We start from the raw sequence: 16,693 nt of genomic DNA, 5'->3' as shown, positions 1-16,693 counted from the left end.
ATTGAGAGGCGAATTGCTTCGCGGCCGATATCGCGCGCCGCACGACGCCAATAATTAACGCTGTAATTAACCCGAGAGACGCGATTAGCACGAAGGAGGCCAGTCGACGTGTTGTGGCATGCGATGCCACCGGAACTGACCACCGCACGCCTGATGGCCGGCGCTGGTCCCGCACCCATGCTGCAGGCCGCCGCGGGCTGGGAAGCGCTGGCCAGCGCCTTGGCGGCCCAGTCGGTCGAGTTGGCCACGGCGCTGGCCGCCCTGAACGCGGCGTGGACGGGCGCCGGCAGTGAACGCGCGATCGCCGCGGCGACACCGATGGTGGCGTGGCTCAACACCGCGGCGGCGCAGGCGCAGCAGCGCGCCACGCGGGCGATGGCTCAGGCCGCCGCATACACCCAAGCGCTGGCCATGACGCCGTCGCTTCCGGAAATCGCGACCAACCACATCACCCACGGCGTGCTGACAGCGACCAACTTTCTCGGAATCAACATGGTGCCCATCGGCCTCAACGAGACGGACTACTTCGTCCGCATGTGGAACCAGGCCGCCGTCGCCATGGACATCTATCAGGCAGAAACGCTCGCCAACATCGCGTTCGAACCACTGCCGCCGATGAAACCCATCGTCGCGCCCGGGGTGGGCGAGGCGGTGGCCACCGCAGCACTCGCGCGGCTCACCGGGGCAGCGTCCGACGCCGCGCCACGGGCGCTGCGGCTCCTGGCTCAGGAGGCGGCCGATGACGCCGACGACGACATCCCCGCGCCAACGCCCGATATCGGAGTCCGTCCGGGCGAACACATCTCGCAGTATCTGGGACAGATGGGTCAGCTCGGCGCCCCGATGCAGCAGCTGATGCAGCCGTTGTCGCAGCTGATGTCGATGACCGGGCAGAACCCTGGAATGGATGGTGCCGGGGAGGGCCTGCCCGGAGCCGACGCGCTGGCCGACCACGCCGGCGGCGACGCGCTGCCCGGTCAGCTTGGGCTGCTCGGGGCCGGCCCCCTGTCGAGTCACCCGCTGGCAGGGGGAACGGGCCCCAGCGTCGGCCTTGGTCTCATGCACTCCGAGGCGCTGCCCGGTGCGGGTGGTACGTCCGCACGCACCTCCATGATGAGCCAACTCATCGAAAAGCCCAGTGCAGCAGCCCCTTTAGCCAGCGCCGGCGCTGGATCGTCGGCGACGGGTGGTGCCGCCCCGATCGGCGCGGCCGGTCCCGGCACGGGGGCGGGCGGCGCGGCCCGGCCCGGGTTGGCGACGCCCGCAGCGCTCACCGCCGAACACCACGACGACGAACCGTATGAACACGACGACGACTGGTGAGCACCCGAGGAAACAGACTTCCCGGCCGCGCGGGCCGGAAGACTTGCCATCACTTGGCGAGGACGAGCAACACAGAAAGTAGCAAACATGGCAGAGATGAGAACCGACGCCGCTACCCTCAGCGCCGAGGCCGCCAACTTCGACCGGATCTCCAACGAACTCAAGCAGGTCATCGGCCAGGTGGAGTCCACGGGCGGTGAATTGGTCGGCCACTGGCGCGGTCAGTCCGGTGCCGCGGCGCAGCAGGCGCTGACGCGTTTCCACGAGGCGGGCCAGGCGCAGATCAAGGCCCTCAACGACATTTCGCAGAACATTTACGGTGCCGGCATCGAGTACTCGAAGGCCGACGACGAGCAGGCCAGCTCGCTGTCGTCGCAGATGAACTTCTAATCCCCCATCACACTCACGAAGAAACGGAGCTTAAGTCATGAGCGATCAGCATTGGAATTTCGCCGGCATCGAGGCGGGAGCCGGACAGATCCACGGAGCCGTCCAGACCACGCAGGGCCTGCTCGACGAAGGCAGGAGCTCGCTGGCCAAGCTGTCCGCGGCCTGGGGCGGTAGCGGTTCGGAGGCCTACCACGCCGTCCAGCAGAACTGGAACACCACCTCCGATCACCTCAACGAGGCGCTGAAGAACCTGGCCGACCGCATCAGCGAGGCCAGCCAGGCGATGGCCCAGACGGAGTCCGGCGTCACGGGCATGTTCTCCTGAATCGACGCGACGAGCACGGGAACAGGCGAGTCCCACCTGTCGGCAGGCCTCGCCTCTTCTCGCGCCCTTCGCCGTGGACCACTGGCCACGCGCGACGCGAAAGGTATTGATGGCGGCCGATTACGACCGGCTCTTCCAACCCGCCGTGGACGCCGAGGTTGCGGATGCGGCTACTCAGGACGCCGAGTCCCATGGTGAGTATGAGGTTGACGACGGCACGGCGACGCCACCGTCGGACGAACCCAAGGTCGGCGGCACGGCCCCGGCGCCACCGCCGGTCGCTGCCCCCGGTGACACCGGCACCGCAGCCGGGCCTGGCGCTGGGGAGACCCTGCACGCTTCGGATGAACTGCCGCCCATGCTGTTGGCGCGGACCGGCCACGCGGTCCCGCCGCCGGCCGAGCCGAAACCTGCGGCCCCACCGCCCATGCCGGTGAGCGCGCCCGGACTCAACGGCCACCCGCCCAGCAATGGCCACCCGCCGACCAACGGCCACCCGCCTACCAACGGTCGCCCGAGTCCGCCAAGCAGCGACCGCCCGACGCCCCCGGCCGCCGGCCCGCCGCCGCAGGCGCGCCACGCCCGCCACCTGCGCCCCGACCGCCCGGCCGCACCACCGGTCCCGCGCGTCAGGTCACCCCACAGCCACCGCGCCGGAGTGCAGCAACCCAAGCCGGAAGCTGCTGCCGCACAGCCACTGTCCGCCGCACCACCCCAGCCCATCAAGCACAATGGCGCGCCGCCACTCGAGGGCACACGCCCCGCCGCCCCGGCCGCGCGCACCGCCAAACCGCTATCGCGGCAGCGCTGGCGGCGCTGGCTGCACGCGGTCACGCGGATCAACGTCGGCCTGTCGCGAGACGAGCAATACGAGGTGGACTTACGGAACCGTATCCGTCGCGGCATCCGCGGTTCGTACGAGATCGCCGTGCTCGGCCTCAAAGGGGGCACCGGCAAGACGGCCACCACCGCCACCCTCGGCTCGGTGTTGGCCCACGTCCGAGCCGACCGAATCCTCGCCGTCGACGCGGACCCGGTCGCGGGTAACCTGGCCGACCGCGTGGGCCGCAGGACCGATGCCACCATCGTGGATCTGCTTGGCAACCGGGGCCTGTCGCACTACAACGACCTTCGCGCGCACACCAGCATGAACGCCGTCAACCTCGAGGTGCTCGCCGCCGCGGGATACATCGGCGGCGGCCGCACGCTGGTCGCGCAGGATTGGAAACGCGCCATCGCCATGGTCCCGAGGTTCTACAACCTCGTGTTGGCCGACTGTGGTGCCGATCCCGCCACACCGGCCGCGCGCGAGGCGCTCACCGCCGCGTCGGGGCTGGTCGTCGTCTCCTCCGCCTCGGTCGACGGCGCCCGGCAGGCCCTGGTCACGCTCGACTGGCTGCGCGACAACGGCCACCCGCAACTGCTCCACCGCGCCTGCGTCGTCATCAACCACGTGAGTCCCGGCGACGATCGCGGCGCGCCAGGCGAATTGGCGTCGCTGTTTCACCGCCACGTGGCGCCCGACCGCGTCATCAGCTTGCCGTGGGACCGGCACATCGCGGCGGGCACCGAGATTCAGTTCGCCCAGCTGGGCGCGCGCTACCAGCGTAAAATCAGCGAGCTAGCCGCAGCACTGTCCGACGATTTCGACAGGGGTGAACGCCGTTGAGCGCGCCGACCGTCGCCGCCGCCGCGGCCGCAACCACTGAGGCTCCGGCCAAGCCCGCCTCCACCAGGGTGACCGTGCTCACCGGTCGGCGCATGACCGACGTGGTGCTGCCCTCGGTCGCACCGATCGCGGACTACATCGACGACACGGTGAGCGTGCTGGCGGAGCTGCTGGAGGACGCACCACCGGACGTGTTGGCCGGCTTCGACTTCGCCGCGCAAGGGGCGTGGACCTTCGCCCGTCCCGGAGCCCCGCCGCTGCCGACCGACCAGTCGCTCGACGATGCGGGCGTGGTCGACGGGTCGCTGCTGACGCTGGTCGCCGTGAGCAGGACCGAACGCTACCGGCCCCTCGTCGAGGACGTCATCGACGCCATCGCGGTGCTCGACGAATCACCGCAGTTCGACAGGTCCGCGCTCAATCGGCTTATCGCGCTGACAATCCCGATGGTGGCGCTGGTGACCGTCGCGCTCGCCGCGCTGACCTGGGAGCACACCGGGCGCCATGTGTGGTGGGCGGTGGGCCTGGGCGTCGGCGGGACCATCGCGGTGCTCGGCAGCTGGGCCGCCGGGCGGCTGTACCGGAGCGTCGATCTCTCGGAAAGCCTACTGGCGGCGGCGTATCCGTTGCTGGGCATGGCCGTCGCGCTGGGCGTCCCGCGACCGCATCGGATCGACTCCCTCGGTGCCCCGCAACTCGCGGGCGCGGCCGCCACCGTGCTGTTTCTCACGCTGCTGGCACGCGGCGGCCCGCGCCGACGGTTCGAACTGGCATCGTTCGTCGTGGTCGCATCCCTCGCCGCGTTGCTGGCCGCCATCGCCTTCGGCTACGGATGGCAGCGCTGGGTGCCCGCCGGCGCGGTCCTGTTCGGCCTCTTCGTCATCACCAACGCCGCGAAGTTGACCGTCGCCGTCGCACGAATCGCGTTGCCGCCCATCCCCGCACCCGGGGAGACGGTCGAGCACGAGGAACTGCTCGACCCGGTCACCGGTCGCCACACCGATGAAGTCGAAGAAACACGGACCTGGCAGGCGATCATCGCGTCGGTGCCCGATTCCGCCGCCCGGCTCACCGAGCGCAGCCGGCTGGCCAAGCAGCTGCTCACCGGCTTCGTGCTGGCAGGCACGACGGTGCTCGCGGTCGGCGCGGTCGCCGTCGTGGTGCGCGGTCACTTCTTCGTACACAGCCTGACCGTGGCCGCGCTCGTCACCGCGGCGTGTGGGTTCAGGTCCCGCCTGTACGCCGAACGGTGGTGTGCGTGGGCACTAGTGGCGGCGGTCGTGGTCGTCCCGACCGGGGTGACGGTCAGGCTCAGCCTCTGGTATCCGCAGCTGGCCTGGCTGTTGCTGGCCGGCTACCTGGCGGTGTTCCTGCTGGCGCTGATGACCGTCGCCGCGACCTTGCGGATTCGGCGGGTCTCACCGGTGATGAAGCGCCTGCTGGAACTGGCCGACGGCACCATCGTCGCGGCCATCGTCCCGATGCTGCTGTGGATCACCGGTGTCTACGACACCGTCCGCAACGTCCGGTTTTGACAGCCGATGCGCCCGAATGCCAGCGCGTTCAAGGAGATTCGTCATGGTTGAACCTCTGTCGGTAGACACCGCCCGCCTGACGGCGGCGGGGGTGGCGATGCGGGCGGTCGAGTTTCCCGTTGCCCTGCCCGCGTTCATCGCGACAACGGGAGCGGACGCGGTGTCCGCCGCGGTCAGCAAGACCATGTCCGTCATCGAGTCACCGGTTATCGCCGGGTTGCCCGCCGTCGAAACGGCGGTCAAGGCAACGGCATCGAGCATGGTAGCGGCGGCGGGCATCTACGCCGACGCCGATCAGGCGCTCAGTGAGCACGTGGCGCAAGTCGCGTTCCTGGCCGCCCCCGCAACCTCGCCCGCACCGCGACTGATGACAGCGACCGGTGCGTCCGACCTGGCTCAGGCAGCGCACCAGCAGCCCGTTTCGGCGACACCGGATAAGGCGGACAAGGCGGACAAGGCGGACAAGGTGGTCACGCCGGTCACCGACATCGCCTCACCCGGGCAGCTCGCCGGGATGGTGCAGGCGCTGCAACCCGCGTCACAGGGGTTGCAGACCATCATGTCGAGTGTGCAGCAGGCCGCTGGAGGCACGGGTGGGGCGGGCTCGACCCCGGCGCAACTCACCGCCGACCAGGCGGAAAACGAGCGATCCGCGGACGACGAATTGGTCGCACAGACAATGGCATTGGGCGACCCCACGAGCCACCCTCCGCAGGGCCCAGCGCACGCGCCAGCCGAGGCTTCGGCGCCCGCTCGCCCAACGGCCGCGGCGCCGTCGGCAACGGGCCTCTGACCCGGTCAGACGCCCGCCGCGGCGAGCAATTCGCTGAGGTGTTTCCAATACAGCCAGTCCCCGACCGCCGAGCGTTGCGCCGTCAGGTCGGCGGCGGTGCGCGCCTCGCCGAGCGTCACGTCTTCCGCAAGGGCCGCATAGGCCTTGAACGCCCGCAGGTGTGCTGCTCGGCGTCCGCTGGCGCGGCTTGCCAAGGGTTTCATCACCTCGAACCACAACAACGGGCGGTCATCGGACGGCGGCCCCGCGTCGGGCGTATTCCCGGGCGCCGCCGCGGAAGCCGGCGGCAGCAGGTCGATCAGCCGCACATCGGTGGTGGCCGCGAGGCGGTCAAACGCGTGCGGGTTCACCACCGCAAGGCGAGAGCGCCCGGCCATGGCGCCGGTATCCGGAATGTCGTCCGCTTGCAAGATGATTCGGGCGACACCCGGGTCGGACATCGCGAACTGCTCTTCAGTGGCGATGACGGCCCGCAGCTTGGTGTCGTGGTGTTCCGCCCAGCCCTGCACGGCCATCATGGGATAGGTGGCCCACCGGGCGCGTTCCGCGGGCGCGACGGCGTCGTCCGCGCTGGCCAGCTGCACCTGTTCGGGTAACCGCGCACCGTCGGGTATGAATGCCACGCCGTAACTGTTGGCCACCACGATGGCGCCCCCGGTCGTCACGGCGGTGACCCAGAAGAAGCCGAGGTTGATCGTTGCCGGGTCACCCGGTGCGTTGAGCGCGGCGCCGATGCGCCGCGCCATCTGCAACGGGTCGGTGCCGCGGCGACGGGTGGCGTCCGCGGTGGCCGCGTCGGCGATGGCATCCCGCTCGGCCCGCTTCGCCGACACCGGGATAACCACCGGAGGCGCAACGGGATTGGGCGGGTCCGCGGCCTCAGGCTCTTCGGTGGTTTTCGCCCGGGCGGGCCGGGCCCCCGAGCGGGCCGCAGCGGCCGGGCGGGTCGCGGGCTGGGGGCTGGAGGCCTGCGCGACTGGAGCGGCGGACCGCGGCCCGGCCCCCGCGGAGGCGCCCCCGGCCCCCGCCGCCATCGGCGCGGCCGGCATCGTGGTCGCCCCGGCCGGCGCCGTCGACGCCGACGAGTCCTCGGCATGGCCACCGGCCGCGGGCCCAGACGCCGACAGCGACGCGGGGGCCACGCCCTTGCCGGTCGCGCCGCCGGACGGTCCCACCGACGCAGCGGGGCTCAGCGGCACCGCCGGGGTCGCCGGGCCCAGCGGGACCGGCGTACTCGGCGGACTCGACGGAACGGGCGGCGGCGCGGGGATGTTCGGACGGCCGGGCGTCTCCGGGCCCGCGGGCGCCGACGCGCCGGGGGTGGGCGCCGACGGCAGCGGGGGCTGCGCGGGCGAGGCAGGGATCCCGGGCGGGGTCTGCGGGCCGCCGCCCGGGGTGGGCAGTCCGGGCAACGACGGCGCGGGAACCGCCGGCTGCGCCGGCGCGGGGCGCGGCCGGTCTCGTTCCTCCGGGGTGTCTCGTGCACCGTCGTCCGGGGGTGCGGTGCCGTCAGACCCGCCCGGCAAGGTCACCGGGGGCGGCGTCTTCTGGTCCAGTAGGTCGTCGAGCGCGTTGGCCGGGGGTCTCCAGGCTTTGGTCGCCAGGATCCGCTCCGCAGCGCTTTCCATCATGCCGACGTTGGCCACATGCGTGGCAATGACGACGCCGTTGATGGCGTTGGCGCGTTCGGCCGCGTTCATCTTCGAATCTCGCTGCACGGCCGCAATTTGGCGCTGCGCGGCGTCGACGATGTCGGTGATGTCCGACTTGGTCTGCCCGACCGACAGCGCGACGTAGCGGTTCCACGTGATCACGGTCGCCAGACCGTTCTGCAGCTTCACCAACTCGTCGATGTTGGTGCCGAGTTCACCGTTGGCGGCGTTGGCGGCACCGCCGGACCACACGTCGCCGTCGAACAGTTCGGTTCGCTGTTGTTGGCAGGTTTCCAGGACGCCGGTGACCTGCCGCAGCACCTGTGTGTACGCCTGCGCGCGGTCGTAGAGCAGGTCCTCGTCGATCTCCGGCCATCCGCCGGGTTCCAGCATCTGCTCGGCGAATTCGCCCGCGGGCTTGGCGATTGCCATGACCCTCAGCCTAATCGACGTCGGCAGGAAGCGAACGGAGTCGATACCGTTATTTCGTTGCACGCGTGTGGGTTTCGAAACAGTGAACGGTCAAGGCCCGCCGAGTTAACGGGCGATGTCCGCGCCGCGACGCGCGCCTACTTCTCCGGGCCCGCCTTGCGCGGACGATTGCCGATCACGCCCTCGGTCCACTGCCGCTCCTCGGTGTACAGCGATTCTTCCTCGGACTGCACCCGCTTACCCTTGGCCGAATTCTGTTGTCCCTGGCCGCCCATCGGCGCCATTCCGCCGCCCATGCCCCCACCCGCGGCGCCGCCGGCGCCGGGCAGCCCCCGCCCGCCGGCCGCCGCGGCGCCAGCCGGACCCGCTCCCGACCCCGGGCCGGCCGCGGCGGCGTCCGCCGCCGGCTGCAAGGGCACCGACGGCGCACCGACTCCGCCGCCACCGCCGAGCGAAGCGGGTTTGAGCCCTGCCCCGCCGGGCAGCCCACCCTTGCCCTTCAACGCATCCTTCACCGCGTCCTTGACGTCGGCGGTGTTTGCCCCCGGGGTCATCGGCGTTCCCGGGACGCTGGGGACGCTCGGCACACTCGGCGTGGGCGTAGTACCACCGCCGGGGATATCGGCGTCGGGGATGTCGGGCAGGTCGGGGTTGTCCGGGTCGACTGGATCGTCGCTGGGCGTGGGCGGCGGATTGATCACCGTCGCACCCGGCGGAACCTTGGGATTGATCGGGGCCAGCGGAATGCCGGCGTTCGAGACGTACAGGGCCAGCGATGACTCCGACTGCGCTTGCAACCGCTCGTACCACTCGATGGCCCGGTAGGTGTACTCCGGCCACGGGTAGCCGGGACTGGTGTAGCGCTTGTACCAGAAATCGCATTGCGACACTTCGTAACTCGTGGGATGCTCGGCCGGGACCGCGTAGCCCGTGCTCGAGCCCGTCGCGTGCTGGCCCAGCACCCTGGCCTTCTTGTGCGCGTCGACGACCCTCGACGCCTGGCCGCCGAGGGTGACGCACAGCTGCGCCATCATGTAGATCCACTGGCGCTGTGCCTCGAAATTCTGTTCCACCATGGTCCGCGCCTCACCCTCCCAGTTGGTGAAAGGCCGGAAGCGGTACGTCTCACGCTGCAGATCGCGCTGGAATCTGTCCCAATCGGCGGCGAAGGCCTTGAATGCCGTTCCCTGGTCCCCGCTCTCGATGTCCTTGGCCGCCTGCCGCACCTCGTAGTAGGGGTACTCGAACGGCGGCGGGGTGATCACCGGCGGCGGCCGAAACCCGCCGCCGAAATCCTCGTCGGGGTCGCACAGGGCCGACACCCCGCCGTCGGCACCGCCCGGGACCGACCGGCCACCCGGTCCGGAACCGTCGAAGCCCACCGCGTCGATCTCCTCGGCGCCCCCCTCGTCGACCTCTTCGTAGGCCTTGGCGGCGTTGCGCAACGACTTGGCCAGGGTCCGCCATTCCCGTTCGCAGGCTTTGAGGTACAACCGCATCGATTCGGCGGACAGCGCGATCTGGGTGGCGGCGTTGTTGACGAACGACAATGGGCACGGCCCGGGCGGATTGGTGGCCGGTACCGGCGGCAGCGGCCGCTCGATTTCGTCGGCCCGCGCCATCAGCTCCTCGTATTCGACGTTCAGCGTCTGGGGCATGGCCGCTCGTTCTCCTAGCGCAGAGGTCGTTCTCGTGGGTTGGTCGTCGACCCGCGGCAGATCCGCCGTGGCGGCGCGGGAGCGCACCGTCCATGACGAGGGTTATCCTAATCACCGGCCGGACCGCGCGCGCCCCGAATCACGGCCGATGACTGCACGATTCGAGGTGACGCTCGGGTGAAGGGCAAGGAAACGGCGCGCGTCACTTGCCGGAATTAGGCTGACCGCGACCATGAGACTCGACATCCACTTGCAGACCCATTCCGAGCTGAGTGTGCACGGGTCGGATCGGTACGTCGGCGCGCCCAAGAGTGAGATCATGCTGCGCTGCGCGCAATCGCTGGTCGCGTCGATCAACGAGGCCACGGGCGACATCGTACTGCGCGTGTTCGACGACCACTCCAGCCCGAAAGCCGTTTTGGCGCTGCATCGGATACTCGACCGCTGCTCGTGCCCCGTCGAGTTCGTGGCCCTGACCGAGCGCGGTTACAACGCCTCGTGCCTGGCGTCGTTTTCCACGGCGCGCACCGTGGCGCGCGACCTGGTGTACCTCGTCGAGGACGACTACCTGCACACCCCGTCGGCCGTGGCGGAGATGCTCGAGGCACATGCGTTGTTCAAGAAGCGCTTCGGCGGCCGTGAGGTGGCGCTGCATCCCTACGACGATCCGAAGAATTACTGGGGACCGATCTTCAGCCACGAGGACTGCCGCGTCGTGTACGGCAGCGACAGGCACTGGCGGACCAACACGCATACCACCAACACCTGCTGGGTCGAGGCCGAGACGTTGCGCCGAAACTGGCGGCTGTTCGAGCAACTCGCTCTGCATTCGAGCACGCCCTACGGCGTCGAGCAACACATCTTCGAGGCGTCGACGATCAACACGATCTGGCGCGAACAGGCGCTGCTGTTCACCCCAATTCCGTCGCTGGCGCTGCACCTGCAATACGAGGAGCACAGAGACCCCTACATCGACTGGAGTCAGTGGTGGGCCGCTGCCGCGTATTGAGGCACCGTCAACCCTCCCGCCCGTCGAAGAGCGCGCAGCGCTGCCGTTGCGCCGCGGACTTGAACTGCCGGTACACCCCGAACCGGAGCCGACCGCTGCGCAGCGCCGCCAGGTACTCGGTCAATGCGCGAAAGAGGTCGGCGTATTGCTCCTCGAGAACCTCACGACGGGAAGCGTGCTCGGCATCCCGCGCCGTGTGCGCGATCCGCAGCGCAAGGACGGATAACCGATCGACGATCGAGCCGGGCGTCTCGCTTCGCAGCGGCGCGCCGTCGACGGCGGCCGACTCGGCCAGCAGGGTCGCGTCGATGTCCTCGACGGCGGCGTTGCGCCGGGCATTGAGCTCGTCGATGCTGCGCTTGCGGCGCGCCACCTCACCGTCGTCGATGCCGGCCCGGCGCACGGCGTCCTCGTGATGCCACAGCACGAAATTCACGGCGTGCAGGCCCAACGCCCGTGCGCCGGCGTCGCCCTCACCCGGTGGCACCGACGGCGGCTCGTCATGCCACGCCTGCGCCGCGTCGCGGAACCGGAGCACGGCGCCGAGCAGCGGGTCCTCGGCCGGATCGGCTGTCCGGCCGGCCCGTTCGCGTGGCGCCGGTGCGCCGGCCAGGTCGTCCAGCGCGGCGAGCACCTCGGCCACGGTGATCTTTGCCGTCGACGCCCGCTCGACGTGGCGATGCGGCCCGAACCTGAAGCCCCACGTTGCCGCGCGGGTCGGACCGAACAGGCCGACGCCGGGCACCCGGGCCAGATCGGCGGCGTGCAGCATCGACGAGTCCACACCCAAGAACAGGTCGGCCTGTGCGACCAGAGCCATGGTCAGGTCGAGCGGCAACCCGAGACGGGAATAGACGCGCCGGCCCTCTCGCCCGGCGTCGAGGCTCTCGTGGCCCATCCCGACGACCCAGACGACGAAATCGGGGTGGCGCGCCAGGAACTGGTCGAGCAGCGCGGTGAATCTCGTGATCGGCCAGCGCTTGTCCGCCCAGTCCGTGTCGGCGTGCACGACCAACACCTTGGTGCCAGCCGGGACGGCAGCGCGCACCCGGCGGGCCTGCTCGACCACCCGAGGCGGCAGCGGCAACGGTCCGGCGTAGTCCTCGATCCGCAACGCGGGGTCGAACAGGCGCACCAGCTTGAAGCTCAGGTCGGCGGCGTGGCAGTCCTCTTTGGCGATCACGAAGTCGTAGCCGTCGTCGGTGGGAAAGCCGATCGTGGTCGTGGGCGACAGGCGGTGCACCAGGGGACGTATCACCGTGCTCGACAACGCGTTCCACGTCAACGTATCGATGAAGACGTCGACGGGACCGATCCGCGCCGCCAGCGAGTCGTAGTCCACCGCTCGAGGCGCCACGCCCGGCAGGGGGCGGGGGCCGGTCAACGGCAGCCCCGTGGTGTCGACGTGGCGATCGCTGACCTCGCGGAAACACAGGTCGTACACCACCGCCGGGCAGATCAGCGTGAGTGGTTCGGTGAACAGTTCCGCTAAGGCCCGCAGCGCCGGCAGCATCAGCACGGCATCGCCGATGTTCGACAGGAAGCACACCGCGGGCTTGTCGACTCCCAGCAGCGCCCTCGGCGCGGGGGCTACGACGGCTTCCGGGTCGCATGCCAGCGAGCCGGTGTCTCGCCGGCGGGTGGTCATCGGACCGCCCGCGTCGGCGCCGCACCGCCATATCCGAAGCGCCGCGCGAGGGCTTCCACGTGGTCCCAGGCGGGGTCGCCGGCGTCGACGCGGTCACCGGCCGGCCGGTTGGGCAGCAACGGGCGCAGGTTGGCGGCCTTCCACGGCAGGGCGGCGCCGTCCCGGAAGAACTGATGGTCACCTACCGTCTCTGGTGCCGGGTGGGTCAGCGAGGCAACGCCGTTGGCCGGTGTCAGGCCCCACCGACCCAGCGCGGCGGCCAGCGCCGCCGTCGGCCGGGCGGTGAACGCCTCGTAGCGCAGGACGACGACGTCGGCCGCCCCGGAGTGCACCGGTTCCAGGTGCCTCTCGACCTGGGTCAGCGCGTCGGTGACGGTGTCTTTGATCCAGAAGTCGGCGTCGCTGCGCACGGGGGAATCGCGATGTCGCAGGCAGGAATTGACGATCTCCCGCGGGTCACGCAGCACGAACAACACGACGGCTCCGGGAAAGCACCGCCGCAGGGCGGCAAGCCCCGTGGCATAGCGGGGATTTTTTTCGCCCCAGATGGTGCGCGGCCGGGTGACGATGCCCATGACCGAGCGCAGCGCCGCGGCGGGATCACCGGTCTCCCGGGCGCGCCGCTGGTAGGTGTTCAGCACGCCGCGCTCGGCGAGGAAGGCGTGCAAGGTGCCGAGCGGCCGCCCGCCGAATCGGTCGATCTGCAGGAGGTCGATCTCGTCGAAGATCACCACGTCCCGGTGGCGGTTGAGGAACTGGGTGACAATGGTCAGCCCGGAGCGGGGAGGCCCCACCACGAACAGCTGCACGGCCGGTGTCCGCGGGCTCAGCGCCACACCGACGGCACTGCGGCGGAACGTGTTTCGCTCAGGACAGGCTCACCGCGTTTTGCAGCGACCCGACGATCTCGTTCAGCGAGGCGAACAGCTGCGCCTGCTGCGTTTGGATGGCGTCCGACGCGCCGGCCTGGGCCTTGAGCAGCGCCTCGTTGATCCGGTCTTGCACCTCCTCGGCGCCCAGCCGCAGCAGGCCGTCCTCGATCCGCAGGTCGGTGAGCTTGCGGTGCCCGTCGATGGTCACTTCGACGGTCTCGGCTTCGTCTGTCGCCGTGAACGATTGCGTGTTGGTTCGGTTCATCTGGTCTTCGAGGGCCTTGGTGAACCGCTCGAATTCCGCCAACGTCTGGGCCACTTGCGGGTGCGTTTCGGGGTTGCTCATCTGCAGGGATCCTTTACGTCGGTCGCGCCTCGGCAGGCCCTCAGTGTAGGGGCACTGACCGGCCGCGGCGACCGAATGCGGGGGGATGCCCGACGCCGACCACGGGCGCAACCCGCCGCTCCCACAACGTTTGCCATCCGTTCAGCTCAGCGCGGTAGCGCGTTGCGGTAGCGGCTCTCGTCGGGGACCGACAGGGGGCGGATCGGGAGCTGGCGGTGCCGCGGTGTGCTGACGGCGTTGGGCCGCAGGCTGACTCGGGCCACGCCCGGGTGGCGACCGAGGTAGGTGGTGGCATGCGGCCACGCCACCTTGGACTCCGCGCCCACGTGCGCACCGATCAGCGCCGCCAACCGCTGGAATCGCACTCCGAGCGTCACGGTCCCGCCCGCGGCGGCCGCCCGCACGGTGAATTGCAGGAACGCCCGGGCGTCCCCGAACGTGATGCTGGCGTCGACGTCGTCGAGCGGCAGGTAGACGGGGCAGTGGGCGGCTGTCTCGCCGACCAGGACGCCGGCCGACCCGATCGGCAGCTGGTGGTGCTTGTCGGGCACCAGCGTCTGGCCTTGCAGCGCCGCCCGCTGACCACCCGACAGCCGGGTGAAACCCGGTACTTTAGTTGGCTTTTCGGCGGTGGTCAGCAATACCGTCGACTGCGGTGCCCGGCCCGCAACCACCCGGACCCGGGTGACGGTTCGCTCGGCCGGGGCGGACCACCACACATCCGGCCCGCCGGGTGCGGTGTATGCCGCGGTGAAACCGTTGCTGCCCTTAATGTTCGACCACTTCTCGCGTTCGAAGCCGATCTCGGTGGCGTGGTCGTAGTCGTCGAAGCTGCGCCCGCACACGGCGTCGATGCCGTGCGCGGCGAGTTGGTCGGCGATCCGGGTCGCCGACGCCACCAGGTATCGGGCCAGCCCCGCCACCCCGTCGTCGCGCCGCCGGGCCGAGCGGTCCGCGCGGTGCGGCTCGGCCCGTAGCATGATCCAGGTCCGGCGGTGTGCCGGGGCCGGATCGCTGCCGGTCACCTGTCGATACAGGGCGCCCAGCTCCGCCGAGGCGGGCTTGCCCGCTCGGTAGCCGGCCGAGACGACATCGGCCGCCAGATCGGGACAGTTGGTCGACAGCAGGCGTTCCAGTAGGCAGGTGTCCACCACGTCATCGGTGTGGGCCTTGCCGTCGACGATGACGGTCGGGGTAAACGGTCGCGGTACGAGTTCGAGGACAGCGACCAGGAATTCGCCCTCCCAGCGTACGGCGACGTGATCTCCGGGCTGGACCGTGGCGCCGACGGCGGGTTCCGAGGGAATGTCGGGCGGCCTGCGGTGCCGCACCAGCCACGCCCACATCGCCGCCAGCCATCCGGTGAGCCGCCGACCGCGGAAGGTCACCAGGGCCACCAGCGTGGCCACCGCCACCAGCGCCGGCCCGCCCCAGGGATACCGGGTGCCGCGGAACACCAGGACGCATACCGGGGCGACCGCCGCGACAACGAGGGCGTGCCCGATGCCGAATCGTATCCGCCACCCGCTCATGGGGATTCGCGCCTTCGCAGGGCCTGTCGGGTCAGGGCGGCCAGCCCGAGCACCACCAGCATCGCGGCGACGCCACCGACGACGGCGGTGATCGGCCCATGGTCGGGCCCCGGCGCCGGGACCGGCGGGTGAATCCGGTTGACGATCAGTGGCGGAGCGGGCGCCGCAGTCGCGGCCGGGATGTCCCAGGTGAGTGCGGCGATCGCGTCGACCGTGCCGGCACCCACGGCGTCGTCGACGCCACCGCCGGGGTGCCGGGCGCTGGCCGTGATGCGGTTGATGATCTGTGCCGGCGGCAGTTCGGGGAACTTCTGGCGCAGCAGCGCCGCAAGTCCCGAGACGTACGCCGCGGCGAACGACGTCCCGGCGATCGGCACCGGGCCGTCCTTTCCGGGCAGCGCGTCGACGGGCTCGCCTTCGGGACCGAGGGCGACGATGTTCTCCGCCGGTGCGGCGGCTCCGAGCCACGGGCCGTGCATCGAGAAGGGGCTGGGCGCGCCGTTTTGCCCGACGCCGCCGACGGACAACACCATCGGCGTGTACCAGGCCGGCGACACGATCGTCTGCACCTGCTCCCAGCCTCGCGGGTCGCCGGGCCGCGACGGGTCGGGCGGCGGGTTCTGGGCGCAGTCGCCGCCGGTGTTGCCGGCCGCGGCGACGATCACGATGTTCTTCTCGTTGACCGCGTAATTGATGGCGGCGCCCAATGTCGTTTCGTCCACCGGCTTTCGCGCCTGGAAGCAGGCGGCTTCGCTGATGTTGATCACGTTGGCGCCCATGTTGGCGGCGTGCACGACGGCTCGGGCCAGGCTGCGGATCGAGCCGGCCGCGGGTGAGGAATTCGGGTCGTTCTGGTTCTGCTGGCCGTCCTTGGGCTCGTAGGCCTCCGAGGTCTGGCGCACCGAGATCAGCCGGGCGTCGGGTGCCACCCCGACGAACCCGTCGGTGAGGGCGGGCCGGGCAGCGATGATGGACGCGATCAACGTTCCATGAGCGTCGCAATCGGTCAGGCCGTTGCCGTCGGGAACGACGAAGTCGCCGCCCGCCTCGGCCGGCACGCGCGGCGAGGCGTCCACGCCGGTGTCGATCACCGCCACCGTCACACCGGCGCCGGTCGCGAACCGGTGTGCACCGGCGACGCCGAGGTAGGCGTTGCCCCACGGCGGGTCGCGAAAGTTCGTGCCCGGCAATGTCAACGGCGCCTTACAGACGCGACGCTGTTCGAGCGGCTGGTCGGGCCCGGTCACGTCCGGTGGCACGGCGCCCGGATCTATCGACGGCGGCGCGACCGCCCGCACCGGCGGTGCGGTCAACGCCACGAACGTCAGCGCCACCGCGATCGACCAGAGACGGTGCACCGGCGGACACTCCATCCATTCAGCTCGGCGCCGGCCACGCCCGCCGCGTCGTGCGGGGCGACGGCAGCGGGCTCGGCGCCCGGGTGCATCTTAAGCATTGCCGCCCCGCCGACGCGGCGTTTCACCGAGCGGGAGCCGGCCGACGGCGCCC

At 70.4% G+C, this 16,693-nt stretch carries 14 protein-coding genes; 7 read left to right on the top strand and 7 right to left on the bottom strand.

What is annotated here, in order from left to right:
• Positions 1-123: 123 nt before the first annotated feature.
• The 6 genes from A5700_RS12160 (at position 124) to A5700_RS12135 (ending at position 6,035) form a co-directional block, all read left to right on the top strand.
• Complete coding sequence (locus A5700_RS12160) at positions 124-1,323, top strand: PPE family protein (RefSeq protein WP_068070078.1); 1,200 nt, start codon at positions 124-126, stop codon at positions 1,321-1,323.
• A gap of 87 nt (positions 1,324-1,410) precedes the next feature.
• Positions 1,411-1,713 (top strand): WXG100 family type VII secretion target, encoded by a 303-nt coding sequence (locus A5700_RS12155; RefSeq protein ID WP_068070080.1) that lies wholly within the window; start codon positions 1,411-1,413, stop codon positions 1,711-1,713.
• A 37-nt stretch (positions 1,714-1,750) separates the two neighbouring features.
• The gene (locus A5700_RS12150) at positions 1,751-2,038 is read left to right on the top strand and encodes a WXG100 family type VII secretion target (protein WP_068070082.1); all 288 of its coding nucleotides are present in this window, start codon (positions 1,751-1,753) and stop codon (positions 2,036-2,038) included.
• Between the two features lie 658 nt (positions 2,039-2,696).
• On the top strand, positions 2,697-3,707 hold the full coding sequence (locus A5700_RS27410; protein ID WP_068070084.1) for a MinD/ParA family protein: 1,011 nt from the start codon (positions 2,697-2,699) through the stop codon (positions 3,705-3,707).
• Positions 3,704-5,242: a type VII secretion integral membrane protein EccD gene (gene eccD, locus A5700_RS12140; protein ID WP_068070086.1), complete on the top strand. Its 1,539-nt coding sequence runs from the start codon at positions 3,704-3,706 to the stop codon at positions 5,240-5,242. Before A5700_RS27410 ends, eccD begins: the two co-directional genes overlap by 4 nt.
• Positions 5,243-5,285: 43 nt before the next feature.
• Positions 5,286-6,035 (top strand): hypothetical protein, encoded by a 750-nt coding sequence (locus A5700_RS12135; protein ID WP_068070088.1) that lies wholly within the window; start codon positions 5,286-5,288, stop codon positions 6,033-6,035.
• 5 nt (positions 6,036-6,040) lie between these two features.
• Here the strand turns inward: A5700_RS12135 and A5700_RS12130 are convergent, their stop codons facing one another.
• Together A5700_RS12130 and A5700_RS12125 are read right to left on the bottom strand one after the other, a co-directional pair.
• Positions 6,041-8,119 carry a hypothetical protein gene (locus tag A5700_RS12130; protein WP_068204763.1) on the bottom strand — a complete coding sequence of 693 codons (2,079 nt, stop codon included), beginning with the start codon at positions 8,117-8,119 and terminating at the stop codon, positions 6,041-6,043.
• A gap of 137 nt (positions 8,120-8,256) precedes the next feature.
• On the bottom strand, positions 8,257-9,777 hold the full coding sequence (locus tag A5700_RS12125) for a hypothetical protein (protein WP_068204761.1): 1,521 nt from the start codon (positions 9,775-9,777) through the stop codon (positions 8,257-8,259).
• Positions 9,778-10,009: 232 nt separating this feature from the next.
• Between A5700_RS12125 and A5700_RS12120 the strand changes: the two genes are divergently transcribed.
• A complete protein-coding gene (locus tag A5700_RS12120; RefSeq protein ID WP_068072955.1) occupies positions 10,010-10,786 on the top strand; it encodes a hypothetical protein in 777 nt (258 codons plus the stop codon).
• A 7-nt stretch (positions 10,787-10,793) separates the two neighbouring features.
• Here the strand turns inward: A5700_RS12120 and A5700_RS12115 are convergent, their stop codons facing one another.
• The 5 genes from A5700_RS12115 to mycP form a co-directional block, all read right to left on the bottom strand.
• Positions 10,794-12,434 (bottom strand): DUF4254 domain-containing protein, encoded by a 1,641-nt coding sequence (locus A5700_RS12115; protein ID WP_068072953.1) that lies wholly within the window; start codon positions 12,432-12,434, stop codon positions 10,794-10,796.
• The gene (locus A5700_RS12110; RefSeq protein WP_068072951.1) at positions 12,431-13,270 is read right to left on the bottom strand and encodes a sulfotransferase; all 840 of its coding nucleotides are present in this window, start codon (positions 13,268-13,270) and stop codon (positions 12,431-12,433) included. The genes A5700_RS12115 and A5700_RS12110 overlap by 4 nt, the downstream gene beginning before the upstream one ends.
• Before the next feature lie 31 nt (positions 13,271-13,301).
• Entirely contained in the window at positions 13,302-13,652 is a 351-nt protein-coding gene (locus A5700_RS12105) for a YbaB/EbfC family nucleoid-associated protein (protein WP_068072949.1), read from the bottom strand.
• Between the two features lie 146 nt (positions 13,653-13,798).
• Positions 13,799-15,184 carry a type VII secretion protein EccE gene (gene eccE / locus A5700_RS12100; RefSeq protein ID WP_068072947.1) on the bottom strand — a complete coding sequence of 462 codons (1,386 nt, stop codon included), beginning with the start codon at positions 15,182-15,184 and terminating at the stop codon, positions 13,799-13,801.
• Complete coding sequence (gene mycP, locus A5700_RS12095) at positions 15,181-16,542, bottom strand: type VII secretion-associated serine protease mycosin (protein WP_068072945.1); 1,362 nt, start codon at positions 16,540-16,542, stop codon at positions 15,181-15,183. The genes eccE and mycP overlap by 4 nt, the downstream gene beginning before the upstream one ends.
• Positions 16,543-16,693 lie beyond the last annotated feature (151 nt).

The sequence above is a fragment of the Mycobacterium sp. E1214 genome (genome assembly GCF_001666755.1).
GTDB lineage: Bacteria > Actinomycetota > Actinomycetes > Mycobacteriales > Mycobacteriaceae > Mycobacterium.
This window is presented reverse-complemented; position numbering and strand designations above follow the sequence as displayed.

Coding starts and splice junctions, on each gene's coding strand:
- A5700_RS12160 (WP_068070078.1), top strand. CDS start 124: ATGCCACCGGAACTGACCACCGCACGCCTGATGGCCGGCGCTGGTCCC.
- A5700_RS12155 (WP_068070080.1), top strand. CDS start 1,411: ATGGCAGAGATGAGAACCGACGCCGCTACCCTCAGCGCCGAGGCCGCC.
- A5700_RS12150 (WP_068070082.1), top strand. CDS start 1,751: ATGAGCGATCAGCATTGGAATTTCGCCGGCATCGAGGCGGGAGCCGGA.
- A5700_RS12135 (WP_068070088.1), top strand. CDS start 5,286: ATGGTTGAACCTCTGTCGGTAGACACCGCCCGCCTGACGGCGGCGGGG.
- A5700_RS12130 (WP_068204763.1), bottom strand. CDS start 8,119: ATGGCAATCGCCAAGCCCGCGGGCGAATTCGCCGAGCAGATGCTGGAA.
- A5700_RS12125 (WP_068204761.1), bottom strand. CDS start 9,777: ATGCCCCAGACGCTGAACGTCGAATACGAGGAGCTGATGGCGCGGGCC.
- A5700_RS12120 (WP_068072955.1), top strand. CDS start 10,010: ATGAGACTCGACATCCACTTGCAGACCCATTCCGAGCTGAGTGTGCAC.
- A5700_RS12115 (WP_068072953.1), bottom strand. CDS start 12,434: ATGACCACCCGCCGGCGAGACACCGGCTCGCTGGCATGCGACCCGGAA.
- A5700_RS12105 (WP_068072949.1), bottom strand. CDS start 13,652: ATGAGCAACCCCGAAACGCACCCGCAAGTGGCCCAGACGTTGGCGGAA.
- eccE (WP_068072947.1), bottom strand. CDS start 15,184: ATGAGCGGGTGGCGGATACGATTCGGCATCGGGCACGCCCTCGTTGTC.